We start from the raw sequence: 23792 nt of genomic DNA on the forward strand, positions 1-23792 counted from the left end.
TTACTTGCCGCCAATTCAACTGCCCATTCAAGTCCTTCTTGAAAACGTTTAACTGTTATCTCATCTTGCTCTTCGTAATAAACATCATAGCCAGCTAATTGAATGGTTCTAATACCTAAATCAACCGCTAATTGAATTGCTTTTTCCATGATTTCATAGGCTTTTTGGCGAATCGCTTCATCTTTGCTACCAAAAGGAAAACGACGATGTCCAGATAGACACATTGAGGGAATAGTTACACCAGTATTAATTACTGATTTAACCAATTTTAGTCTTTCTTTTTTTGTCCAATCTAAACGAGATAAACGTTCATCGGTTTCATCAATGGAGATTTCAACAAAATCAAAGCCACAGGCTTTGGCAATAGACAATCTATCTTGCCAACTGATATTTTTGGGTAAGGCTTTTTCATAAATGCCCAGTTTATGTTTTCTCATTTATATTTCCTTAATTACAAATTAAGCAAGAATAATATTTAATCCACTTGCTCTCAATTTATTAATAATATGTGGATTAGCTTCTTTGCCAGTTATTAGTAAACTGATGTTCTTTAATTCTGTAAATAGCATGCCAACTGCCTTATCTAATTTTGAACTATCAAGTAAAACTACCAACTTTGATGTTTTTGGCAAAATCTGTTGTTCTGAATTAGCGATTAATACGTCTGTTTTATATAGTCCTTGAGTAGTTAATCCTTTTCCACTGGTGAATACAATATCAGCATAAAAAGCATCATTAAGATTATTAGAATATAATGTGATTGCTTGATTTTTATTGTATTGTCCTCCTGTAATAACAACTGATTCATGATCATTTTCGATGAGATAATTTGCTAATGGTAGAAAATTAGTTATTACTTGAAGATTCCTTTTACATAAAGTTCGACCAAGTACCATCATCGTTGTTCCACAGGTTAAAATAACACTTTCTCCATCTTTACATAGTGTAGCCGCCTTGTTCGCTATTCTTGTTTTTTCATCTAGATTGCTTATTTTTAAGTTATCTATTTTTTTTAATTTGTTAGATTGGGTTTCGTTAAAAAAATAGGAAATTGTTTCAATGCCATTTCTGATTTTTTTTAGTTTTCCCTCTGTACTTAGTTTGGTTATATCTCGTCTTACTGTAGCGGGTGAAACTTTTAAAAAGTCGACAAGCTCTGGAACAGATAGTATTCCTTTCTGTTCCAATAACTTCAATAAGTTAGCATGCCTAATTTGTTCATTCATAATTTATCCTTTAAAACTGTAGTTTTTATGGTCTATAAAATATACTACAATATTTGTCCAAGTTAAAATAAATGAACACTGAAAATATACCGCACTATGAGAGTGCGGTATAAATTTTTACAATATTGATTTGAATGGCACATTTGGTTCTTGCTCAAAGCAATCATCAAACCCTCTAGGGTGATGATATTCGATTAAATCTTTATCTCTTGGATAAACATATTTACCGCCAACCTCCCAAATAAATGGATGGAATTTGTATTGTAGTCGATCTTTACGCATCCGATATAATTCAAGAATTTCATTAGTACTTGCCATAAAATTAGTCCAAATATCATGATGGACAGGAATCACTATTTTAGTTTTTAAGCATTCTGCCATACGGAGAATATCAACAGAGGTCATTTTATCTGCAATACCAACAGGATTTTCGCCATAGCTACCTAATGCAACATCAATATCATAATCTTTACCATGTTTTGCGTAATAAATAGAATAGTGCGAATCACCTGAGTGATAAATATTGCCACCAGGTGTTTTTATTAAATAGTTTACTGCTTTTAATCCCATTTCTTCATCGCTTGGGCAAATACCATTTAATTCCCCTCCATTTTCTTCTGCTCCTCTGGCTGGTAATGTGACCAAGCAGGTTCTATCAAATGAATCTAATGCAATTAGCTCTAAGTCTTTAATTTTTATTGAATCACCTGGTTTTACAACAACACAACGATCTGTTGGTACCCCCCATTTTGTCCACATATCAACACAATATTGTGGCCCAATGAATTTTACATGATCTAATTTTGGGTTATTGATTACCGCAGCAGCCACATTAACATCAATATGATCATTATGGTAATGTGTTGCAACAATCGCATCGACTTCATTGATTGCAAATGGATCAAGAACACCTACAGCATTTCTTAAGTTTGGCTGTAGTTTTCTAACTCCAGCCATATTTGCCATCTGGTGGCCGCGAACCATATCTTTTACTTTTTTAGTTGCTTTTCCACGTCCACACCATAGATCCATGCAAATGTTTGCGGAAGCTGGTGTTTTTATCCAAACACCAACACAACCTAGCCACCACATTGCAAAATTATTTTCAGGTACTTTTTCTTCTTCTATTTCTTCATTTAGCCATGTTCCCCACTCTGGAAATGTAGAAAGGATCCAACTCTCGCGTGTAATTTCTGAAACTTTACTCATTGTTTACTCCTAGTATGATTATGACGATGTTTAATTAATCATTTGTAATCATATTATGATCAATAAAAATAATAAAGTGTTTTTTGTGAAATTTTTGATTAAAGTCAGTTTTTTTATTTTAATTTATTGATTTTTAATGCATATTATTTTTTTGTATTTTATTTTTGTGAGTTATTTATAATAACTTATCCATAAAATAAATTGTGAAGAGTGTCACAAATAATCAAAATAAATCTTTTTTAATCTTTTTTTGTTGGTATTATGCGACGAGATGTAATATTGCCTTACTATATTGATGTTTATCAGTAAGGTTTTTAATTTAAATTAACTAAATGTAGAACAACAGAGGTTCTTATGGAAATGCTTTACAATTTATTTCTAGGCTTTAATGCGCAAGTGTTATCAAAAGCACCATTTTTATTGGGTATAGTAGCTTGTCTTGGTTATATTTTATTAAAAAAGGATACGACTACTATTGTTAAGGGAACAATTAAAACTATTGTTGGATTTATGATGGTTCAAATTGGGGCGGGAACATTAGTTAGTGGATTTAAACCTATTATTGAAAATCTTTCAAAATTTCACAATTTAACTGGTGCAGTAATTGATCCTTATACCAGTATGCAAGCAACAATTCAAACGATGGCTGATAATTATAGTTGGGTTGGTTATGCTGTGGTATTAGCGTTATTTTTAAATATTTTATTGGTTATTTTTAGGCGTTTTACGGGTATAAGAACCATCATGTTAACGGGACATATTATGTTCCAGCAGGCAGGATTGGTTGCTGTGTTTTATATGATAATTGGTGCCTCAATGTGGGAAACAGTTATTTATACCGCTGTACTTATGGCACTATATTGGGGGATTTCTTCTAATATTATGTATAAACCTACCCAAGCAGTAACAGGTGGTGCAGGTTTTTCTATTGGTCATCAACAACAAATTGCTTCTTGGATTGCTGTTAAATTAGCACCAAAACTTGGTGATAGAAATGACTCCGTTGATAATATGAATTTACCTAAGTGGTTGCATATTTTTCATGATAGTATTTCAGCAACAGCATTAGTTATGACTGTATTTTTTGGTATTATTTTGCTTTCATTTGGTTTAGATAACTTACAACAAATGGCGGGTAAAAGTCATTGGTTTATGTATATTCTAGAAATGGGACTTAAATTTGCAGTAGCAATCCAAATCATTGTTACTGGGGTTCGTATGTTTGTTGCGGAGCTTTCTGAGGCATTTAAAGGTATCTCAGAAAAGCTTATTCCGAATTCTGTATTAGCAATTGACTGTGCTGCTATTTATGCATTCTCACCAAATGCAATGGTATTTGGCTTTATGTGGGGGGCAATTGGTCAGTTTGTAGCTGTAGGATTTTTACTTGGTATTAATGCTCCAGTATTGATTATTCCTGGGTTTATTCCAATGTTCTTCTCTAATGCAACTATTGGTGTATTTGCAAACCAATTTGGTGGTTGGAAAGCAGTGATGAAAATTTGTTTTGTCATGGGTATTATCGAAGTATTGGGGTCTGCTTGGGTAATTCAATTATTGGAAAGTCAAGGTACCATGTTTAATGGTTGGATGGGAATGGCAGACTGGGCATTATTTTTCCCTCCTATTTTACAAGGTATTGTGAGTATTCCGGGTTTCTTCTTTGTTATCTTGGCTTTCGCAATAGTTTATATGGGATTTGCCTCTAAAAAACTTCGTCAAGATGAAATAGCTGCAAAAGCAGCAGGTAAAACGCTTGAGCAAATGGATGGCTATGATTTAGATGATGTAGAAACAAATCCTGTTGAAGAGGTGACAGTTTCTAATGTAGAGAATATTGAAAATGTGGATGTAAGACCTGTTCGTATATTAGCAGTCTGTGGTTCTGGACAAGGCTCATCAATGATGATGAAAATGAAAATTAAAGGTTATTTAGATAAACGTGGTATTCCAAATGTAATGGATTCTTGTGCAGTAACTGATTATAAAGGAAAGCTTAGTGAGATTGATATTATTGTTTCTTCTAAACATCTAGCAAATGAAATTGAAGTTGGAGAAGGGAAGTCAGTTCTTGGTGTACAGAATATGTTAAATCCTAATTCTTTTGGTGATGAATTAATTAATTTAATTCGTAAGTATCAAGAAAAATAAATGTTATGGGTATCGGTGGTTAATAGATAACACATTGATCAAATAACCACCCTTTAATTAAATAAGGAGCCTTATGAATTTGAAACAATCTCTTATGGAAAATCATTCCATTAAATTACAGCAATCGGCTGAAAATTGGCAGGAAGCAATTAAAATTGGTACCGATATGCTTGTTTCTTCTGGTGCAATAGAGCCTAGATACTATGACAATATTGTTACACATATTAAGGAATTAGGTCCTTATATTATCTTAGCTCCAGGGTTAGCGATGCCTCATGCTCGTCCAGAAGAAGGTGTAATAAAAACAGCATTTGCACTTGTAACATTAAAAGAACCTGTTTATTTTGACGGCGAAGATGAGCCTGTTGATGTATTTTTAACACTTGCAGGTAGTGATTCAGATCAGCATATGCAAGGATTGATGGAAATTACTCAAGTTCTTGATGATCCTGAAAGTGATATTGGTGTGGACTTGGACAAAGTTCGTTGTTGCAAAACGGCGGAAGATGTCTATGAAATGATTAGTTCAGCTTTATAAATAATAGTAAATTTTTAATTAAGGAATAGATTATGACAAAACCTTTACTTCAAATTGCGTTAGATTCATTAACTCTCGAAAAAGCAGTCGCCGATGCAAAGCAGGCAGAAGATGTCGTTGAAATTATTGAAGTTGGAACAATTCTTGCTTGTGCAGAAGGAATGAAAGCAGTTAAAACACTTCGAGCATTACATCCTAATCATATAATTGTATGTGATTTAAAAACAACTGATGGAGGTGCTATTCTTGCAAAAATGGCATTTGAATCTGGTGCAGACTGGCTTACCGTTTCTGCTGCTGCTCATCCTGCAACAAAAGCGGCTTGTAAGAAAGTTGCGGATGAATTTAATGCGGCTAATCCAACTTTAAAGGTGAAAAAAGAAATTCAAATTGAAATTTATGGAAATTGGACATTTGAAGATGCAAAAGAATGGGTTGAATTAGGTGTGAAACAAGCTATTTATCATCGTTCAAGAGATGCTGAATTGGCTGGAAAAGGCTGGGTAGCCGAAGATATTGAAAAAATGAAAACGTTATCTGAAATAGGATTAGAATTATCTATTACTGGCGGTATTATTCCTCAGGATATTCATTTATTCAAAGAGATTAAGAATACAAAAGCCTTTATTGCTGGTCGAGCATTGGTAGGTAGTACTGGTAAAGAGACAGCTAATGCAATTCGAGAAGAAATTGCTAAGTATTGGTAAGAAACAAATGGTGGGATAAACCCACCATTTATTTTATCTACCTGCCGTAAATTTTATCAATTACACAAACAAAACTATTCCCCAAGTTACCACAACTGTTGTTAATGCGATAAATACAGCAGCAGATCCCAAATCTTTTGCCCTGCCTGAAAGTTCGTGGTATTCCGTTCCTACTCGGTCAACAACGGCTTCAATGGCACTATTGAGTAATTCAGTGAGTAATACTAATAAAATAGAGCCAATCATTAAGGCTATTTCTATTTTATTGTTTCCTAACCAAAAAGCTAAAGGGATAAGAATAATCGATAAAAATAATTCGTGGCGAAAAGCGGTTTCATTTTTAACCGCACTTTTCAAGCCTTGTAATGAATAGCCTGTTGATTTAATGAGATGGGTTAATCCAGTTGTTTTATACATTGTCTATTCTCATAGTTAATATTAGTTAATCGTATATTATTATAAGCGTTTTGCATCAATAACATCATCTAATTTTACCAGTCTTGCAAGTATTTTACTTAAGGTTTGAACATTATGTAATTCAATTTCCATATCTATGTTGGCTAATTGGCGTTTAGTATCTGAGCGGCTAGAAACGCTTAAGACACTGATTTTTTCATTCGCGAGAACAGTTGTAATATCTCTCAACAAGCCATGACGATCATTGGCGGTAATACGAATATTAATTCGAAAACCACAGGCATAATGTTCACCCCAGATTGCTTCGACAACACGTTCAGGGTGAGCTTCTTGTAATTCTAAAAATTGTTCACAATCTTTGCGATGAATAGAAATGCCTCTTCCCATTGTAATATATCCAGCGATATCATCTCCAGGAATAGGCTGGCAACAACGTGCCATATAGTGCATTAAATTACCGACGCCTTCAACAATGATATAGTCTTTTTTATGATCTTTAGATTGAGAACTAGCCGTATTTCTATTAGATACTTGGCGTAATATTTCATCATCAACCTGTTTTGCATCGGTTTTAAATAGTTTACTTTGTAAGAAATTAATAAGATGATTAAGGCGAATATCGCCAGCGCCGATTCCTGCATAGAGATCATCCATTATTTTTAAGTTATAGCGTGGTAAAACTAATTTTTCTATTTGTTTTAAATTAATCCCTAATCTCGTAATTTCTTGTTCTAATTGTTCTTTACCAGCAGGAATATTTTTTTCACGATCTTGTTTTTTAAACCAAGCATTAATTTTTGCTCTTGCTTTAGCTGTATGAGTAAAACCTAGATTAGGATTGACCCAATCCCGACTTGGAACCGTATTTTTTTGAGTAATAACTTCGATTTGATCGCCCATTTGTAATTGATAAGTAAAAGGTACGATACGTCCTGATACTTTCGCTCCAATACAACGATGTCCTATTTCACTGTGAATAGCATAAGCAAAATCAAGTGGTGTTGAGCCTGTTGGTAAATCAACCACTTCTCCTTTTGGTGTAAAAACATAGACCCGATCATCAAAAACTTGGCTACGTAGTTCAGCCAATACTTCACCTGAATCAGTGATGTCATCTTGCCAAGCAAGAAGTTTACGTAACCAAGCTATTTTTTCTTCATAGCCAGAGCGACCACCGACAGCCCCTTCTTTGTATTTCCAATGTGCTGCCACACCAAGCTCCGCATCATCGTGCATTTGTTGAGTTCTAATTTGTACTTCAACAGGTTTACCACCTTTGCCTAAAACAACGGTATGAATGGATTGATAGCCATTTGGTTTAGGATTAGCAACATAATCATCAAATTCTTTAGGTAAATGTTTAAAATGAGTATGTACAATTCCTAATGCGGCATAGCAATCTTGTAATTCTTGAACAATAATTCGCACAGCTCGAACATCATAAAGTGCATTAAATTCAATGTGTTTCTTTTGCATTTTCCGCCAAATACTATAAATATGCTTTGGACGGCCATATACATCTACTTTTTCGATAGTTTCTTTTAAATAGCCTTTAAGTTCAGTAACAAAATCTGCAATATATTGTTCTCTGTCCAAACGACGTTCTTGTAGTAATTTTGCAATAGAGTGATAGGTTTCTGGGTGTAAAATGCGAAAGCAATAATCTTCTAATTCCCATTTTAATTGCCCAATACCTAGTCGGTTAGCTAAAGGTGCATAAATATTGGCACATTCTTTAGCTGCAAGTACAAGCTCTTCTTCAGAGGTATTCTTTTCGGTACTACGTAAAAAAGTGATACGTTCAGCTAATTTGATAATAACGCAACGGAAATCGTCAACCATAGCCAGTAGCATACGACGAATATTATCAATTTGTGTGCTATTACTTGAACGACTAGAATTTAATTGGCGGATATTATCCATTTCAATAACGACCTTGACTAATTTGCTGATTTTATTGCCAAAATTTTCACTAATTGTTTCAAGGTCAACTAATTTTTGATAGACAATAGGGTAAAGCATCGCCGTTAATAAACTGTCTGCGTCCATATTTAAGGCGTGTAGAATTTCTACCATTTCGATACTGGTGTGCATTAAATAGATAGCTTTGTTTTCATCTATCTCTTTTGAGGTGGTTATTTTATCTTTTGAATAATGCCAAGCTTGGATAATATGTGTTTGTGCTTCAGCAGATAATCCTAAATTTTCGCACCAATTTTCGATTACAAAATCTTCAAGATTGAGTAAATGTGAACCTCGTACCGCAACCATAACTTACTTCCTATTATTGTCGTTCAAATAAACTAATGCTTTCTAAGTGACTAGTATTTGGAAACATATCAATCATTGCTACTTTTTTCAATTGATAGCCAAAGTTTAATAAAATTTCTGTATCACGAACCAATGTAGCAGGATTACAAGATACGTATAAAATCTTTTCTGCTTGTAATTGGCATAAAGCCTGTAATGCAAAAGCCGCCCCTGTTCGTGGTGGATCAAGAAGAATCTTATTAAAATGTTGTTGTCCCCATTGTTGTTGATTAAAGGGTTGATCTAAGTTTCCTTGATAGAATTTGACATTATCGCAATGGTTTTGTTCTGCATTCTTTTCTGCTTTCATAACCATATCTGAAACACCTTCAATTCCTACCGCACTTTTTACTTTTTTACTTAATGATAAAGTGAAATTCCCCATTCCACAAAATAAATCTAACACATTATCTTCTTGGTTTAGATCCAACCAGTTTAGTGCGGTTTTTACCATTTTTTGATTAAGTGCTTTATTTACTTGAATAAAATCTCGAATATCAAAGTGTAATTTTATACCATCATCAAGTTGATAATAAGGATATTCACCACATAAATGATGTATTTGGTAATTATCTTGTATAAATAGCATTAAATTTTGTTGTTTCGCAAAATTTATTAACAAAGTACGGTCGTTTTTTGTTAAATTTTCAGTAATGCGTAAAAGTATTGCTAGTCCATTATCTGCGGCAACTAATTCTATATGCCCTAATGTTTTTGGTAATGACCATTGCTGCAAAAGTGCGGTCAATTTTGGCAGTATTTCATTAATTTCTATTTCGATCACATCACAATGATTTATGGGTATGATTTGCTGTGAGCTTTTTTGCCGAAAACCAATATTTACTATCTTCTTTTTTGTGTCATAGCAAATACTTAATTTAATACGACGACGATATTGCCATTGCTCTCCTATCATCATTGGCATAAATTCAATATTGGATTGCAATTTACTTAAACGTTGAAATAAGGCTTTTTGTTTTGCTTCTCTTTGTAAACTTAACGGAATATGCTGACTTTGGCAGCCTCCGCAAGATTGATAATAACTGCATTTAGGGGATTGTCGCTGTTCGCTTAATTTCAGCCATTTTTTTACTTTCCCACGACCATATTGGCGTTTTTCTTCAATAATCGAAAATTCGACCTTTTCTTGAGGTAAAGCATTTTCAATAAACCACGTTTTACCATTTATTTTTGCAATGCCTAATCCTTGATAGTCTAAATCAATAATATCGGCGATTAAATTTGTTTTTTGTTGCTGTTTTTTAGGGGTATAAAGTAAAACCATTGGCGATTATCTTATTTATTTTGATATAAAATATGTTGACTAAATAATTCCCTACTTTTTAGCGGTTTGCCACCCAAGTAGGGTTTGAATGCAATACGAATAAAACGTTTTGCTGCTTGTAAGATGGCTTTGTCCGTAAACTCTCGTTTTTCAAAGGCAATTAATTCTCGTCCATAAAATGTTAAATTATCTTTGATTAAAGAGGCTATAAAGCCCTTTTCTTCTCGATAACGATAAGTCATTGTTTCATCTACGGGCTTACCTGAACCTGCACAATGTAAAAAATCAACGCCATAACCAATAGTGTGCAATAGCTGAAATTCAAACGTGCGTAAACTTGTTTCTAATGTATTAGGAGAGATTGCTAACCCTGTTAGACAACGTAAGTATTCTTGAAAAAGAGAAGGATAAGCTGTTTCTACTGGTAATAAGCGAGTAATTAATTCGTTGATATAAAAACCACTATAAAGTGCGGTGGTTTGTAAGGGGAGAGTAATTGCCGCCGCTTCTGCTTTGGTTAAGATTTTTAATTCCCCACGACCAGACCACCGTAGTAATAATGGCGTAAAAGGTTGTAGTAAACTTTTTAAGGGAGAACGTTTTGATCTCGCCCCTTTGGCAAGTACAGTTAAGCGTCCTGTTTCTTCTGTAAACAGATCCACTAATAAACTTGTTTCACTATAATCTCTACGATGTAAAACAAATCCCCTTTGCCAGTTCTCCACAGCCTTTTCTCATCTGATAAATAATATTTTATAGGTTTATTTTAACAGATTTTTGACCGCTCTTTAGGTTATTCAGAAAATATTTTCTGAAGTAATCGGTTTTATTTACAACGTTAGTTAATAGATATTTTATTAAATGTTTGCTGTTTATTTATCATAGAGGCAAAAATACCATTTTGGGTTCTCAATACTTGTGGTGTATCATTCTCGACTATTCTTCCCGCCTCTAGGGAAATAATTCTATCTGCATTAATGATAGTTCGCATTCGATGTGCAATAATCAATACTGTTTTATTTTTTATTAACTCACTAATTGCCTGTTGAATTTTTCTCTCATTTCTTGCGTCTAAATTTGCTGTTGCCTCGTCTAATAAAATAATGGGGGCATCTTTTAATAATGCTCTAGCAATGGAAATTCTCTGACGTTCTCCTCCTGATAGTTTTTCACCATTTTCTCCTATGACTGTTTCATATCCTTTAGGTAATTTATTTATAAATTCGGTACATTGAGCCAAACGGGCGGCTTCCTTCACTTCATCATCAGTGGCGTTTTTTCGACCAAGACGAATATTTTCCATTATACTTGTATTAAATAACACGACATCTTGAAAAACAATAGAAAAATATTTTAGTAAGATTTCTGGAGAAATTTCTTTTATGTCTTGATTTCCCAATAAAATTTGTCCTTTATCTATATCCCAAAATCTTGTAGCTAGTTTAGCAATAGTGCTTTTACCGCTACCAGATGTACCAATCAATGCGGTTATTTCGCCTTGTTTAGCGGTAAAATTAATGTTTTTTAGTGTTTTTTGATTTTCTTGATAGGAAAAATCTACATTCTTAAATTTAATATCAAAATTATCAGGTGAAAATTCTTTTAAGCCAGTTTGACGAGACATTGAATCCATTTCTTTTATACGATTAATGCGTACTTTTAAGTACAACAAAGCGGCAAAGTTATTCATTGTTTCAATAAATGGATCATAAATTCGCCCAATAATTATTAGAAAAACCAAATAAGAAAATAGGGTTATTTTGTTCTCAATGAATAAAAATGCTCCAACAAAGATGATGCTTGGTAACCCCAGTTTAAGAACTACATAGGAAGAGTTTAGTAATGCTCCCCCCATTAATTCACCTTTAATTAATTTATTTTCAAAATTATCGAGCTCTTTGTCTAGAGATTGCATGTAAGTAGATTCTTGGTTATACCCTTTAATCTCCTGTATCATTTCTATCCCTTCTTGGATTGTTTCAGTAACAATTCTTTTTTGGTTATAAACCTCGTAATGACCATTCTCCATTCTTTTTTTGGATAAATAAAAAACTAAAAAACTAATAGGTACAACCCAAAACATTGCTAGGCTCATACGCCAATCATAAAGAAACATTGCGAAGCTAATTAATGTCATACTAATTATTGCGGCAAAAATTTGAGGTACAGCATGTGAAAATAATCCCTCAATCTGCTCAGTATCTTCCATGATAACTGCACTTAAATCAGCAGTGTCTTTTTTACTAAAAAATGACATCGGTAATTCACGTAATGTTTCTGCTAATTTGATACGACGTTTAGAACTTTCGGTGTATATTTTTGTATAAAGCTTTGCATAATCAATATAAGCTATCGCGTACATTATTATGAATGAAAAAATAGAGAAAATTAAATAGAACCATAAAGAGTTATCATCAGTAGAGATATTTTTTTCTAAAATATTTAAATATTCTTCTAAAAATATAAATGCCAGCATGACTGGTAACATAATACTTAGGTTTAATAATGTATGTGAGAAAATAGCAGTACGTAAGTCTTTTGCTCCAGACTCACTTAAAGCAAAATAGCGTTGAAAAAATTTAATCATTTTTCATCTCCAGTATTTTCCAATTTCCAATCAATTGATTGTTGATATTCCATCCACATGGTTTTATATAATCCTTCCCGAGAAATTAATTCATCATGTGTCCCTTCTTGGATAATTTTTCCTTTATCAAGGACTAAAATTTTGTCTGCTTTTTGTACTGTATTTAAACGATGTGCTATCATTAACGTTGTTTTATTTTTACTTAATTCAAATAAGGCTTGTTGAATTAGGTATTCATTTTCAGGGTCTGCAAATGAGGTTGCTTCATCTAAAATAATGATAGGGGCATCTTTTAAAATAGCTCGAGCTAATGCAATACGTTGCTGTTCTCCGCCAGATAGGTATATTCCATTTTTACCAATGCGTGTATTTAATCCATCAGGGCATTTTTCAATAATATCTCTGCTTTGTGATAAATCTATGGATCTTGCTATTTCTTCCTTAGAGGCGTTAGGTTTACCGTAGATGATATTTTCTTTTATGGATAAGTTGAAAAGTTTTGTATTTTGAAAAACTAAAGCGATGTTTTCCATAAGAACTTTTTTAGAGAGTGTTGTGATATTGTGTCCACCAATAAGGATTTCACCAGATTGAATATCCCAAAATCTTGCGAGTAATCGGGCAATTGTTGTCTTTCCACCTCCTGATGAACCAACTAAAGCGAGAGTTTCCCCTTCTTTAATTCTAAAACTAATGTCTTCAATAGCATTATGATCGGTATCTTTATAAGAGAAAGAAACGTTTTTAAATTCAATATCAAATTGGCTTGGGGTAATATTATTTGTTGGAAAGACCATTTGTGGATAATCAAGTATATTATCAAAACGTTCTAAAGACTGCTTTGCTAAGCTCATTGCATTTTGAAAATACATACTACGCATAAATAATAATGTAAAATTAGGTGCAATTAACAAATAAAAAATAAAATTATTCAAAATGAGCATTAAGTTATTTTCATTAATTGAAAAAATAGAGAAAGGAATGAGGAAAAATGCGGCACTGTGCATCACAATCATATAAAATGCCATTGGTTTTTGCCACATAATTGTATAAGCCGAAACAATTTCTTTATATTTAACAATGCTATCCACAAAACGTGTAAATGCGTACACACTTTGCCCAAATGTTTTTACTACAGGCATCCCCCTAACATATTCCACTGCCTCACTACTCATATTTTCAAGGTGATCCATATATTTTTTTCTAAAATTTTCTCCTTCTTCTGTCATCATAAAACTCATTGTAATAACACCTAATAAAATAGGAATAAGTGATATTAATCCCATTTTCCAGTCTATTACAAACATAAGGATAAGAATAATTATGGGAGAAATAATAGAAGAAGCTAAATCAGGTAGTTGATGAGCTAAAAATAGATGAGTTTGACTTGTATTATCATCAATAATTTTTCGTATTTTTCCGGTTTCACGGCTATCAAAAAAGCCAAGAGGCATATTAATAATTTTACGCATTCCCACTTTACGCATACCTACTTCCACTCGAAAAGCAGCTAAATGAGAGCAAGTTAATGATAAAAAATATAAAATCATTGAAAGGATAGCGGTTCCTAAGGTTGACCAAGCATACACAAAGACATCATCAAAGACAGGTTGAGTTTTGAATAATTCTTTTATTATCAGCCAAAGGAATATAAAAGGTAATAATCCTAGGATAGAGGATATAGCGGAAAGCAACAATGACGTAATCAGTAAACTTTTTTTATTTCCCATATAAGATGTTAGCTTCTCAAAAAAAGATTCTTTTAACATAACAGTCCTCTTAATAAAAAAATATTACATATAACATAATTAGATTACTATATTTGATAATGATTATCAAATATAGTTTTAGGTATGTTTACTGGCGTATAAAATAAGTGCGGCGATATTTTTCATTGTTTTTTTATTATCTGATATGATAAGTAAAAATAATGAATATAGATAAAATAAATGAGAATACCAAGAATTTATCATCCAGAACCATTAATGAACGTAAAAGATTGTCAACTTAGTGAAGATGGAGCTAACCACGTGGGGCGTGTTTTACGTATGCAAGCCGGACAACAACTTGAATTATTTGATGGAAGTAACCATATTTATAATGCGGTAATTACTCAATCTAGTAAAAAAAATGTTGAAGTGGAGATTTTATCTCGGCAATTTGATGATCGAGAAAGTCCATTATCTATTCATTTAGGACAGGTTATTTCTCGTGGCGATCGTATGGAATTTACCATTCAAAAATCTGTTGAGTTAGGCGTAAATATAATTACACCGCTTTGGTCAGAACGTTGTGGTGTAAAATTAGACACGGAAAGAATGGATAAGAAAATTCAGCAATGGAAAAAGATTGTTATTTCTGCTTGTGAGCAATGTGGACGTAATGTCATTCCTGAAATTCGCCCGATGATGAAATTGCAAGATTGGTGTGCTGAACAAGATAAGGCGCTAAAATTAAATCTACATCCAAGAGCAAGATATTCCATTAAAACCTTGCCTCATATTCCTAAAGAAGGTGTTCGTTTGCTGATTGGATCTGAAGGGGGCTTATCGCCACAGGAAATAGCTCAAACTGAACAACAGGGTTTTACAGAAGTATTATTAGGAAAACGTATATTAAGAACGGAAACAGCGGCATTAACTGCAATTACTGCATTACAAGTTTGTTTTGGGGATTTAACTTAATTTATCTTAGGGAATAAAATGGAACTGCAACATCATTTTTTAATTGCAATGCCTCATTTAGAGGACGATTTTTTTCGACGCTCCGTCGTGTATATTTGCGAGCATAATGATCAGGGAACAATGGGCTTAGTGTTAACGCAGCCAACCGATCTTAGTTTGGCAGAGCTTTGTGCAAAAATGAATTTTATGATGGCAAATGACCGCTATTTCCCAGATCAATTAATTCTTGCTGGTGGTCCCGTTAATCTTGAACGTGGTTTTATTTTACATAGTAAAACGAATAATGATTTTGAGCATAGCTATAAAGTAACAGAGGATATTTATTTAACGACTTCTGCAGATGTTATTAATAGTTTTGGTACAGTCAATTCACCTGATAAGTATATTATGGCACTAGGTTGTGCAAGTTGGTCTCCTAATCAATTAGAAATGGAAATTATCAATGGAGATTGGTTAATTGTACCTGCGACAGAACATATTCTTTTTGACATTTCCTATGATGAGCGTTGGTTTGCAGCTAATCAGTTGTTAGGTATTGAATCTGCTAATTTTTCCCATCAAATAGGGCATAGTTAATGAGTATTACGGTTATTGCCTTTGATTTTGGGGTGAAAAGTATCGGTTGTGCAGTGGGGCAAAGTATAACGGGGACAGCACAATCCTTACCCGCATTTAAAGCCGTTGATGGTATCCCTAATTGGAGTAATATTGAAAAATGTTTAAAAGATTGGAAACCTGATGTCATTGTTGTTGGTTTACCATTGAATATGAATGGAACAGAGCAAGATATTACGGTAAGAGCGAGAAAATTTGCTAATAGATTGTATGGACGTTTTGGTATAAAAGTTGAATTACAAGATGAGCGTTTAACTACAACAGAAGCAAGGGCAGAGATTTTTCAGCGTGGTGGCTATCGAGCTTTAGAAAAAGGTAAAGTAGATGGTATTTCAGCTTGCTTAATTTTAGAAAGTTGGTTTGAAAATTATTCTGAATAAAAAAACACCGCACTTTTAAGCTTTGATAGCTTGTTAAAAGTGCGGTTATTTTTTTGTTAATTTTTAGTATTGATTAAAGATAGAATTTTTCAACAAAGTTTAATTTATCATCTAATTTTAATACTAATGGCTGACCAGTTGGGATTTCAAAATCCATAATATCAGCATCAGAAATATTCATAATATGTTTTGCTAATGCACGTAATGAATTACCGTGAGCGGTAACAAGAACACGTTTGCCTGATAATAAAGCTGGTGCAATTTGATCTTCCCAGAATGGTAATACACGTTCTAAGGTTACTTTTAAGTTTTCGCCATCTGGAACAACATCTGACGGTAGATGTGCATAACGACGGTCATTATGAGCAGAATTAGGATCTTTTGGATCTAATAATGGTGGCAATACATCATAAGAACGACGCCAAATGTGAACTTGCTCATCGCCGTGTTCTTCCGCTGCGGCTTTTTTGTCTAAACCTTGTAAGCCACCATAATGACGTTCATTTAAACGCCAGTTTTTCACTTGAGGGATCCAAAGTTGATTAGATTCTTCTAAGACAATATTACAAGTTTTGATAGCACGAGTTAACACAGAAGTGAAAGCGATATCAAATTCATAACCAGCATCTAATAATTTTTTACCCGCAGCTTTTGCTTCTTCAACACCACGTTCTGTTAAATTAACATCACGCCAACCAGTAAATAGGTTTTTGGCATTCCATTCACTAAATCCGTGACGAATAAAAACTAATTCCATAAAAAGATCTCCTAATAATTGTGTAATAAAAAATTACTCACTTTATAGCAAAATTTTATCCTTTTTGAAAGTAGAAACCATTGCTTTACTGATCTTTCGCAAAATTGCTTTGAAAAAATTTTAAGTAAAATTTAAGGATAAAAGAAAATAATGATATATTTACGATGATTTTTGATAAGGGATATTTTATGCGTTTCTGTTTTGTGTTGAAAAAATTCAATTTATTGGTTTTCATTTTTTTTACAATAGGGCTTTGTTTACAGGGTGCTATCGCTAGTGATTTATCTAAAATTCGCAATCAGATCCAAGAGCAAGAACAAAAAATTGCAGAGCAAAAACGTCAGCAAGACCAATTACAATCCACTTTAAAAACTCAAGAAATACAAATAAAAAATGTTATTAATCAATTATCGGCAACAGAAAGTGATTTGAAAGAAACACGACGCATTATTTCGGAAACAGAAAAACAGATAAAGGCTTTAGAAAAAAGAGAAAAACAACAAAAAGCAAAATTATCAAAACAACTTGATATGATGTACCGTTCAGGACTTAATCCATCTGTTTTAGAGCGATTATTTTCTGAAGATGCACAAAAAGCGGAAAGAATGAAAGCTTATTATAATCATCTTAATCTTGTTCGTTTGGATTTAATTAAGGATATTGAAAAAACACAAGTTCAGTTATTGGAAAATAAAAAGGAAATTTTGCAACAACAGCAACAACAAAAAGCACAATTAGATGAGCAAAAGAAACAGCAACAAGATTTACAAAAAATTAAAACAGAGCATCAAATAACGTTAAAAAAACTGAATCGAACATTAGCAAGAGATGAGAATAAGCTTGAATCACTCAAAGCGAATGAAAATGCGTTACTTAAGAAAATTCAACAAGCGGAACAATTAGCAAAAGATCAAGAAAAAAGAGAAAGAGAAGCATATACAAAGAAAAAACAGGAAGAAGAGAAAAAAAATCGCCAGCCGTATAAACCTACTGCTCAAGAAAAACAATTAATGGCAAGCACGAAAGGATTAGGGAAACCGAAGAGGCAGTATCAATATCCAGTATCAGGTAAAATCTTAAATTCTTTCGGCTCAACTCAAATGGGCGAATTAAAATGGAAAGGAATTTTTATTAAAGCGAATGCTGGTAGTACAGTTAAGGCTATTGCTGATGGGCGAGTAATTTTAGCTAATTTTCTGCAAGGATATGGTTTAATGGTGATTATTAAACACGGAGATAATGATTTAAGCTTATATGGCTTTAATCAAGAAATTTCGGTTAAAGAAGGTCAATATGTGCACGCTGGAGAAAAAATTGCTGAAGTAGGATCATCTGGAAGTCAATCAAGTTCAGGGTTATATTTTGAAATTCGCCGTAAAGGTATGCCAATGAATCCAGTAAGTTGGATAAGATAATGGAAATATTTAATTTTATGAAAACTGCGGTAAAAAAATTAATAATTTTGACCGCACTTTATACGATGATCATTAATGCTCAAGCGGCACAATTAGCCATTGTTATTGATGATATGGGATATCGCTCTAAAGAAGATGCCGCTATTTTAGCTTTACCTAAAGCGATTTCTGTTGCCATTATTCCTTCAGCCCCTAATGCTAAAGACATTAATCATAAAGCGAAGCAACAAAATCGTGATATTTTAATTCACTTACCGATGCAAGCTTTGGGACATCATAGCATTGAAACAGGTGCATTAAAGCTAGGAATGGATCAGGGGCAGGTCAATAATCGGATACAAACTGCAAAAAAAATTATTCCTGATGCCATTGGGTTAAATAATCATATGGGCAGTGCTGCAACTGCCGATGCAGATTTAATGCATAAGTTAATGAAAGAGTTAAAACAACAAAATTTATTTTTCTTGGATAGTCGAACAATTGGTCGTTCTGTGGCGGGTAAAATCGCTAAGGAACAGGGGATTCCGAGTTTAGATAGACATATATTTTTAGATGATAGTAACGAATTTTCCGATGTGAGTCATCAGTTTCAAAGTGCTATCAGATATGCACAAAAATATGGCATGGCAATCGTTATTGGTCATCCTAGAAAAAATACCATTGCCGTTTTACAATCTGGTTTAAAAAATCTTCCTAAAGATATTCAATTAATCGGTATTGGGAACCTATGGCGAAATGAAAAAGTGGTACCAATCAAACCATTTATCTTTTTATTTGACGGCAAACCCGCTCCAACCTCTGTTGAACCTTTTAAAAGGATTTCTTTATTGCGAGGTATTCCTGAGTAATTCGACTAAAGGTTATTAGATAATTTCTGTAATAATCGATCCATTGCCCGATATCCTAATGCTTCGGCAATATGAGGTTGAGCTATATCTTTTTCTTCTGCTAGATCAGCGATAGTACGAGCGACTTTTAATATGCGATGATAAGCGCGAACCGATAAGCCTAACTTAGTCAAAGCATTTTCTAGAAAGAAAGCATTATCTTTTGATAACCGACAATATTTTTCGATTTCTTTGCTCGTTAAATAAGCATTAACTTTCCCTGCTCTTGTAAGTTGAATTTCCCGTATTTTTAACACTTTATTTCTCACTTCTTCGCTAGTTTCTCCACGCTCATTCGTATTTTGTAATGTTCCTTTGGGTAGTAAAGGCACTTCAATAGATAAATCGAAACGATCAAGAAAAGGACCTGATAAACGGTTTAAATATCGCATTACTTGCTGGGGTGAAGTGCGGTTATGAATACCAGAATAATGACCTGTTGGACTTGGGTTCATCGCTGCAACTAATTGAAATTTAGCCGGAAATAAGATTTTAGCATTGGCTCGAGAAATAATGATTTCGCCACTTTCTAAAGGCTGTCTTAAAGCATCTAGTACCTTGCGATCAAACTCTGGCAGTTCATCTAAAAATAAAATACCATTATGTGCTAAGGATATTTCCCCCGGTTTGGGGATCGTACCACCGCCCACTAAAGCAGGTAAAGAGGCACTATGATGTGGTGAACGAAAAGGACGCTTTTTCCAATTATGAAAATTTAATTCATTATGAATAAGACTAGTAACGGAAGCGGTTTCTATGGCTTCTTGTGTGGTCATTTCAGGGAGTAAATCTGTTAAACGACTCGCTAACATTGTTTTTCCTGTTCCAGGTGGACCTAGAAATAATAGATTATGTTGTCCTGTTGCTGCAATGGTTAATGCTCGCTTAGCGTGTTGTTGACCTATAATATCAGTAAGATCTCGTTGTATTGGGTTTAATTGCTGATGGTTATTATTTGATACAATTGCGCTGGCTAAGGGCAATTGATGTCGTTCATTAAGAAAATTAACCACGTCTAACAAGGTTTCAGCAAAATAGGTTTCTTGATCAACGACTAAGGCTGCTTCATTCGCATTTTGTTTCGCAATAATTAAACGGCGTTTTTGTTTTTTAGCAGCTAAAATAGCAGGAATAATTCCTTGAACGCCTCGTAATCCCCCTGTTAAAGCTAATTCACCTAATAACTCAAAATGTTGTAAATATTTACTCTCTAATTGTCCTGAAGCGGCCAATATGCCAATGGCGATAGGCAAATCAAAACGCCCCCCTTCTTTTGGTAAATCAGCTGGTGCAAGATTAACGGTAATTCGTTTTGCAGGATATTTAAACTGTGCATTTAATAATGCACTTCGCACACGCCCTTGTGCTTCCGTAACTGTTTTTTCTGGTAAACCTACAAGGGTAAATGCTGGCTTACCATTGCTAATATGGACTTCAATAGTAACTAATGGTGCTTGCACTCCCATAGAAGCACGACTATAAACAACAGCTAACGACATAATAATCTCCTTTTTCAATTTAAGAGATTATAAAAAAAGCAAAATAAACAGAATTTATTTTGCTTTTTATTGCGATCGAGATCGCAAATTTACAAAATTATCAAACTTTATTGTTTTATTTATGTAGTGAGAGTCTTTATATCAAGATTTATGTATAAGATATAAGCGAGTGTTTATTTGTTTAAATTGAAAAATTTTATTGCATTCCTCCATTGTTTTAATTATCTTGCAAAAACGTTTATTAAATTTTTTACATTATAGGAGTATTTATGGCTCGTTTGACCGTTCATTCAATTAGTAGTGCACCAGAAGAAGCAAAAGCGAGAATGGAAGCTGTTCAACGCAATAATGGGTTTATCCCCAATTTGATTGGTGTGTTGGCTAATTCACCACAAGCATTGGCATTTTATCAAGAAATAGGGAAAATGAATGGTACAAATTCATTAACAGCTGAAGAAATTGAAGTTGTACAAATTACCGCGGCTGTACATAATGGTTGTGATTTTTGTGTTGCGGGGCATTCAAAAATAGCAAAACTACGATTAAAAATGCCTGCTCCAATATTAGAAGCATTACGTAATCGCACTGCTATTGAGGGTAATTTAAAATACCAAGCATTAGCCGTATTTACTATGCAACTTATAGATAAGCGTGGTCAAGTATCAGATGCAGAGTTAACCGCATTTAAATCTGTTGGTTATAGCGATCAAAATGTATTAGATGTGATTATGGGGATTGCGTTGGCAACACTTTGTAACTATGCTAATAATGTAGCACAAACAGAAATTAATCCAGAGCTATCAGACTACTTACCTAATAAGTAATGATAAACTTAGATTGGTTGTATAAAGCAAAATAAACAGAATTTATTTTGCTTTTTGTTACGATCAACATCGCAAATATTATTCAAATATTGGTGAAAACCATTCATTAAGTTTATTCGAGAGTTTATCTACACCAAATTTATTTAATGCTGAAAATGCTTCAACTTGAATATCTCCTTGGAAAGGTAAAATAGCTTCTCTCACCATTTTAATTTGTTTACTTCTTTCACTTTGACTGAGTTTGTCGGCTTTAGTTAGTAATAATAAAATAGGTAAATTAGCAGAAACTGCCCATTCAATCATTTGTTGATCGAGGTCTTTTAGTGGGTGGCGAATATCCATTAAAATCACAACCCCCCCTAAGCATTCACGTTTTTGTAAGTATTCTCCTAAAGATTTTTGCCATTGAATTTTTACTTTTTCAGGTACTGCCGCATAACCATAACCTGGTAAATCTACGAGTTTACAATTTGGCTCAACTTCAAATAAATTGATTAATTGTGTTCGTCCTGGTGTTTTTGATGTTCTTGCTAAGTTTTTTTGATTGGTTAATGTATTAAGTGCGGTTGATTTTCCCGCATTTGATCGCCCAGCAAAAGCAATTTCAATCCCAGTATCTTCAGGTAATACTTTAATATTCGGTGCACTCATTAGAAAATGCGTTTTTTGGTAGTTCAGTGTGATATCTGTCATTTTAGAAACCTACAATATAAAATTATTTGCTTAAGGATACCTTATAAATGAAAAATGAACGAGAAAAAATCTAGATTTAGTCTATAATGCGCTATCTTTTTTATTAAAATAAGAATTATGAGTAAAAATATATACCAATGGCCTAATCCTTTATTAGTTTATCCTGATAGAGAAAATAAATCTTATCGCTTAAAACGTTTTCGTTTTAAATTAAGAATGTTATTAAACTACTTCAATATTCAAAAATTTGAAAAATTTATTAATCAACATGATTATTTAATTGATTTATTAAATAATCATCCTATGTACAGCTACCCTGTGGCACATCGTTTTTTAGATAAGCGTTTTCATGGTACGCAAAAGTTAAACATCATTTGTGAAAATTTAACTTTTTTGCCAAAGAAATTTAAGGAATTAAAACTTGCTCAATTATGGGAAAAATCAGTAAATTTTGGTGAAGTTATCGAAAATTTTGAGCTAATTTTAAAGATTAATGAATATCAGCCAATGGAAGGTTATTGGTCTTTGGAGTTAGTACATAAACCAAGCCAAGAATTAATCTATTTATTAACTTTTGGAAAAGTGGAAGATAGTTTATTGATTGGTGTGATTCAAGGGCCGAATTGTGAAGGCTCAAAAGAGATTGTTAAAGCATTAACTAAACAATGTCATGGTTTGCGTCCTGCTTATTTGATGATTGAAATTATGAAAGCATTAACCATGGTATTAGGGTATGAAAAGTTGTTTGGTATTCCACAAAAATATCAAAATAAATCTCGATTTGTGCGTAGTAGTCGTTATCTAGTGAATTACGATACACTTTTTAGCGAAAGTGGCGGTAAATTGGAAAAATATTGGGACTTACCTTTAGATATAGGACAGAAAACCTTAGATGGCATTCCTAGTAAAAAACGGTCAATGTATAAAAAACGTTATGCTATGTTAGATGAGATTATGGAGATTTTAAAAAGTCATTTATTAGCAAATAAATAATACAAAAATAGCCCAGATAAAAGGGCTATTTTTTTATGTATTGTTGATTATTTTCTTGCTAATGGTGGAACAAAGCAAATTCCCATATCCCAAGGCTGTTCAATCCAAGTATTTTGTGGAATATCAATTACATATTCATCAACTAATGAAGCACCAGCTGGTTTAGCAAATACGGTTACAAAGCGTGCATTAGGATATAATTCACGAACGGCTTTAGCGGTATTTCCGGTATCTACTAAGTCATCAATAACGATAAAACCTTCACCGCCATTTTCTACTTCTGCGGCATGTATAATATTTAAATCACCCTGTTGATTATGCTCATAACTTGCGATACAGACAGTTTCAACATGGCGAATATTCAATTCTCTTGCTAGCACTGCTGCAGGAAATAAGCCACCACGACTTACTGCAATAATGCCTTTCCATTGTGAGGCTGGAAGCAAACGTTCTGATAATTTACGTGCGTGCATTTGGAACATATCCCAAGTTACAACATATTTTTCACTCATAATTCACCCTATTTGTAAAATTTTTGTGACTCTAAAGAGACCGAATAAATAAAAATTGCGTTAGGATAACCTAAAACCCATTTTTATGCTATGATTTTCAAAC

General features: G+C 33.3%; 23 protein-coding genes. 10 read left to right on the forward strand and 13 right to left on the reverse strand.

What is annotated here, in order from left to right:
• The 3 genes from EV697_RS06030 to ulaG all read right to left on the reverse strand — a co-directional run.
• Positions 1-437 (reverse strand): L-ribulose-5-phosphate 3-epimerase (locus EV697_RS06030; protein WP_132023701.1); only part of this gene is annotated, 437 nt, incomplete at its 3' end.
• A 21-nt stretch (positions 438-458) separates the two neighbouring features.
• The gene (gene ulaR / locus EV697_RS06035; protein ID WP_132023703.1) at positions 459-1226 is read right to left on the reverse strand and encodes an HTH-type transcriptional regulator UlaR; all 768 of its coding nucleotides are present in this window, start codon (positions 1224-1226) and stop codon (positions 459-461) included.
• A 117-nt stretch (positions 1227-1343) separates the two neighbouring features.
• Positions 1344-2435 carry an L-ascorbate 6-phosphate lactonase gene (ulaG, locus tag EV697_RS06040; protein WP_132023705.1) on the reverse strand — a complete coding sequence of 364 codons (1092 nt, stop codon included), beginning with the start codon at positions 2433-2435 and terminating at the stop codon, positions 1344-1346.
• A gap of 354 nt (positions 2436-2789) precedes the next feature.
• Between ulaG and EV697_RS06045 the strand changes: the two genes are divergently transcribed.
• The 3 genes from EV697_RS06045 to EV697_RS06055 all read left to right on the forward strand — a co-directional run bounded on the left by EV697_RS06045 (position 2790) and on the right by EV697_RS06055 (position 5831).
• Complete coding sequence (locus tag EV697_RS06045; protein WP_132023707.1) at positions 2790-4586, forward strand: PTS ascorbate-specific subunit IIBC; 1797 nt, start codon at positions 2790-2792, stop codon at positions 4584-4586.
• 73 nt (positions 4587-4659) lie between these two features.
• Positions 4660-5124, forward strand: a complete 465-nt coding sequence (locus EV697_RS06050) for a PTS sugar transporter subunit IIA (protein ID WP_132023709.1) — start codon at positions 4660-4662, stop codon at positions 5122-5124.
• A 32-nt stretch (positions 5125-5156) separates the two neighbouring features.
• On the forward strand, positions 5157-5831 hold the full coding sequence (locus EV697_RS06055) for a 3-keto-L-gulonate-6-phosphate decarboxylase UlaD (RefSeq protein ID WP_132023711.1): 675 nt from the start codon (positions 5157-5159) through the stop codon (positions 5829-5831).
• 60 nt (positions 5832-5891) lie between these two features.
• On the opposite strand, the gene EV697_RS06060 is transcribed toward EV697_RS06055, so the two are convergent.
• The 6 genes from EV697_RS06060 to EV697_RS06085 all read right to left on the reverse strand — a co-directional run bounded on the left by EV697_RS06060 (position 5892) and on the right by EV697_RS06085 (position 14199).
• A complete protein-coding gene (locus EV697_RS06060; protein ID WP_132023713.1) occupies positions 5892-6248 on the reverse strand; it encodes a diacylglycerol kinase in 357 nt (118 codons plus the stop codon).
• Between the two features lie 39 nt (positions 6249-6287).
• Entirely contained in the window at positions 6288-8519 is a 2232-nt protein-coding gene (gene relA / locus EV697_RS06065) for a GTP diphosphokinase (protein WP_132023715.1), read from the reverse strand.
• Between the two features lie 13 nt (positions 8520-8532).
• Positions 8533-9843: a 23S rRNA (uracil(1939)-C(5))-methyltransferase RlmD gene (gene rlmD, locus EV697_RS06070; RefSeq protein ID WP_132023717.1), complete on the reverse strand. Its 1311-nt coding sequence runs from the start codon at positions 9841-9843 to the stop codon at positions 8533-8535.
• A gap of 11 nt (positions 9844-9854) precedes the next feature.
• Positions 9855-10568, reverse strand: coding sequence for a DNA repair protein RecO (gene recO / locus EV697_RS06075; protein WP_132023719.1), 714 nt, complete (start codon positions 10566-10568; stop codon positions 9855-9857).
• A gap of 113 nt (positions 10569-10681) precedes the next feature.
• Positions 10682-12430, reverse strand: coding sequence for an ABC transporter ATP-binding protein (locus EV697_RS06080; protein ID WP_132023721.1), 1749 nt, complete (start codon positions 12428-12430; stop codon positions 10682-10684).
• Entirely contained in the window at positions 12427-14199 is a 1773-nt protein-coding gene (locus EV697_RS06085; protein ID WP_207904097.1) for an ABC transporter ATP-binding protein, read from the reverse strand. Before EV697_RS06085 ends, EV697_RS06080 begins: the two co-directional genes overlap by 4 nt.
• Positions 14200-14379: 180 nt before the next feature.
• Here EV697_RS06085 and rsmE point away from each other — a divergent pair, with 180 nt between their 5' ends.
• The 3 genes from rsmE to ruvX are packed head-to-tail and all read left to right on the forward strand — an operon-like array spanning position 14380 to position 16109.
• Positions 14380-15114, forward strand: coding sequence for a 16S rRNA (uracil(1498)-N(3))-methyltransferase (gene rsmE / locus EV697_RS06090; protein WP_132023723.1), 735 nt, complete (start codon positions 14380-14382; stop codon positions 15112-15114).
• A gap of 18 nt (positions 15115-15132) precedes the next feature.
• Positions 15133-15690 carry a YqgE/AlgH family protein gene (locus EV697_RS06095; RefSeq protein WP_132023725.1) on the forward strand — a complete coding sequence of 186 codons (558 nt, stop codon included), beginning with the start codon at positions 15133-15135 and terminating at the stop codon, positions 15688-15690.
• Positions 15690-16109, forward strand: a complete 420-nt coding sequence (ruvX, locus tag EV697_RS06100; protein WP_132023727.1) for a Holliday junction resolvase RuvX — start codon at positions 15690-15692, stop codon at positions 16107-16109. The genes EV697_RS06095 and ruvX overlap by 1 nt, the downstream gene beginning before the upstream one ends.
• A gap of 73 nt (positions 16110-16182) precedes the next feature.
• On the opposite strand, the gene EV697_RS06105 is transcribed toward ruvX, so the two are convergent.
• Positions 16183-16866 carry a 2,3-diphosphoglycerate-dependent phosphoglycerate mutase gene (locus EV697_RS06105; RefSeq protein WP_132023729.1) on the reverse strand — a complete coding sequence of 228 codons (684 nt, stop codon included), beginning with the start codon at positions 16864-16866 and terminating at the stop codon, positions 16183-16185.
• 188 nt (positions 16867-17054) lie between these two features.
• On the opposite strand from EV697_RS06105, the gene envC reads away from it, so the two are divergent.
• Complete coding sequence (gene envC / locus EV697_RS06110) at positions 17055-18281, forward strand: murein hydrolase activator EnvC (RefSeq protein ID WP_132023731.1); 1227 nt, start codon at positions 17055-17057, stop codon at positions 18279-18281.
• A 17-nt stretch (positions 18282-18298) separates the two neighbouring features.
• Positions 18299-19129: a divergent polysaccharide deacetylase family protein gene (locus EV697_RS06115; protein WP_418883944.1), complete on the forward strand. Its 831-nt coding sequence runs from the start codon at positions 18299-18301 to the stop codon at positions 19127-19129.
• Between the two features lie 5 nt (positions 19130-19134).
• On the opposite strand, the gene EV697_RS06120 is transcribed toward EV697_RS06115, so the two are convergent.
• Positions 19135-20667 (reverse strand): YifB family Mg chelatase-like AAA ATPase, encoded by a 1533-nt coding sequence (locus EV697_RS06120; RefSeq protein WP_132023735.1) that lies wholly within the window; start codon positions 20665-20667, stop codon positions 19135-19137.
• 269 nt (positions 20668-20936) lie between these two features.
• On the opposite strand from EV697_RS06120, the gene EV697_RS06125 reads away from it, so the two are divergent.
• The gene (locus EV697_RS06125; protein ID WP_132023737.1) at positions 20937-21491 is read left to right on the forward strand and encodes a carboxymuconolactone decarboxylase family protein; all 555 of its coding nucleotides are present in this window, start codon (positions 20937-20939) and stop codon (positions 21489-21491) included.
• Positions 21492-21569: 78 nt separating this feature from the next.
• Here EV697_RS06125 and yihA read toward each other — a convergent pair whose 3' ends face one another.
• Entirely contained in the window at positions 21570-22184 is a 615-nt protein-coding gene (yihA, locus tag EV697_RS06130) for a ribosome biogenesis GTP-binding protein YihA/YsxC (RefSeq protein ID WP_132023739.1), read from the reverse strand.
• A 117-nt stretch (positions 22185-22301) separates the two neighbouring features.
• Between yihA and EV697_RS06135 the strand changes: the two genes are divergently transcribed.
• A complete protein-coding gene (locus EV697_RS06135; RefSeq protein WP_132023740.1) occupies positions 22302-23177 on the forward strand; it encodes a VirK/YbjX family protein in 876 nt (291 codons plus the stop codon).
• Positions 23178-23224: 47 nt separating this feature from the next.
• On the opposite strand, the gene gpt is transcribed toward EV697_RS06135, so the two are convergent.
• Positions 23225-23689 (reverse strand): xanthine phosphoribosyltransferase, encoded by a 465-nt coding sequence (gene gpt / locus EV697_RS06140; RefSeq protein WP_132023742.1) that lies wholly within the window; start codon positions 23687-23689, stop codon positions 23225-23227.
• Positions 23690-23792 lie beyond the last annotated feature (103 nt).

Source organism: Bisgaardia hudsonensis, assembly GCF_004345785.1.
Taxonomy (GTDB): Bacteria; Pseudomonadota; Gammaproteobacteria; order Enterobacterales; family Pasteurellaceae; genus Bisgaardia; species Bisgaardia hudsonensis.

Coding starts and splice junctions, on each gene's coding strand:
- ulaR (WP_132023703.1), bottom strand. CDS start 1,226: ATGAATGAACAAATTAGGCATGCTAACTTATTGAAGTTATTGGAACAG.
- ulaG (WP_132023705.1), bottom strand. CDS start 2,435: ATGAGTAAAGTTTCAGAAATTACACGCGAGAGTTGGATCCTTTCTACA.
- EV697_RS06045 (WP_132023707.1), top strand. CDS start 2,790: ATGGAAATGCTTTACAATTTATTTCTAGGCTTTAATGCGCAAGTGTTA.
- EV697_RS06050 (WP_132023709.1), top strand. CDS start 4,660: ATGAATTTGAAACAATCTCTTATGGAAAATCATTCCATTAAATTACAG.
- EV697_RS06055 (WP_132023711.1), top strand. CDS start 5,157: ATGACAAAACCTTTACTTCAAATTGCGTTAGATTCATTAACTCTCGAA.
- EV697_RS06060 (WP_132023713.1), bottom strand. CDS start 6,248: ATGTATAAAACAACTGGATTAACCCATCTCATTAAATCAACAGGCTAT.
- relA (WP_132023715.1), bottom strand. CDS start 8,519: ATGGTTGCGGTACGAGGTTCACATTTACTCAATCTTGAAGATTTTGTA.
- rlmD (WP_132023717.1), bottom strand. CDS start 9,843: ATGGTTTTACTTTATACCCCTAAAAAACAGCAACAAAAAACAAATTTA.
- EV697_RS06080 (WP_132023721.1), bottom strand. CDS start 12,430: ATGATTAAATTTTTTCAACGCTATTTTGCTTTAAGTGAGTCTGGAGCA.
- EV697_RS06085 (WP_207904097.1), bottom strand. CDS start 14,199: ATGTTAAAAGAATCTTTTTTTGAGAAGCTAACATCTTATATGGGAAAT.
- rsmE (WP_132023723.1), top strand. CDS start 14,380: ATGAGAATACCAAGAATTTATCATCCAGAACCATTAATGAACGTAAAA.
- EV697_RS06095 (WP_132023725.1), top strand. CDS start 15,133: ATGGAACTGCAACATCATTTTTTAATTGCAATGCCTCATTTAGAGGAC.
- ruvX (WP_132023727.1), top strand. CDS start 15,690: ATGAGTATTACGGTTATTGCCTTTGATTTTGGGGTGAAAAGTATCGGT.
- EV697_RS06105 (WP_132023729.1), bottom strand. CDS start 16,866: ATGGAATTAGTTTTTATTCGTCACGGATTTAGTGAATGGAATGCCAAA.
- envC (WP_132023731.1), top strand. CDS start 17,055: ATGCGTTTCTGTTTTGTGTTGAAAAAATTCAATTTATTGGTTTTCATT.
- EV697_RS06115 (WP_418883944.1), top strand. CDS start 18,299: ATGAAAACTGCGGTAAAAAAATTAATAATTTTGACCGCACTTTATACG.
- EV697_RS06120 (WP_132023735.1), bottom strand. CDS start 20,667: ATGTCGTTAGCTGTTGTTTATAGTCGTGCTTCTATGGGAGTGCAAGCA.
- EV697_RS06125 (WP_132023737.1), top strand. CDS start 20,937: ATGGCTCGTTTGACCGTTCATTCAATTAGTAGTGCACCAGAAGAAGCA.
- yihA (WP_132023739.1), bottom strand. CDS start 22,184: ATGACAGATATCACACTGAACTACCAAAAAACGCATTTTCTAATGAGT.
- EV697_RS06135 (WP_132023740.1), top strand. CDS start 22,302: ATGAGTAAAAATATATACCAATGGCCTAATCCTTTATTAGTTTATCCT.
- gpt (WP_132023742.1), bottom strand. CDS start 23,689: ATGAGTGAAAAATATGTTGTAACTTGGGATATGTTCCAAATGCACGCA.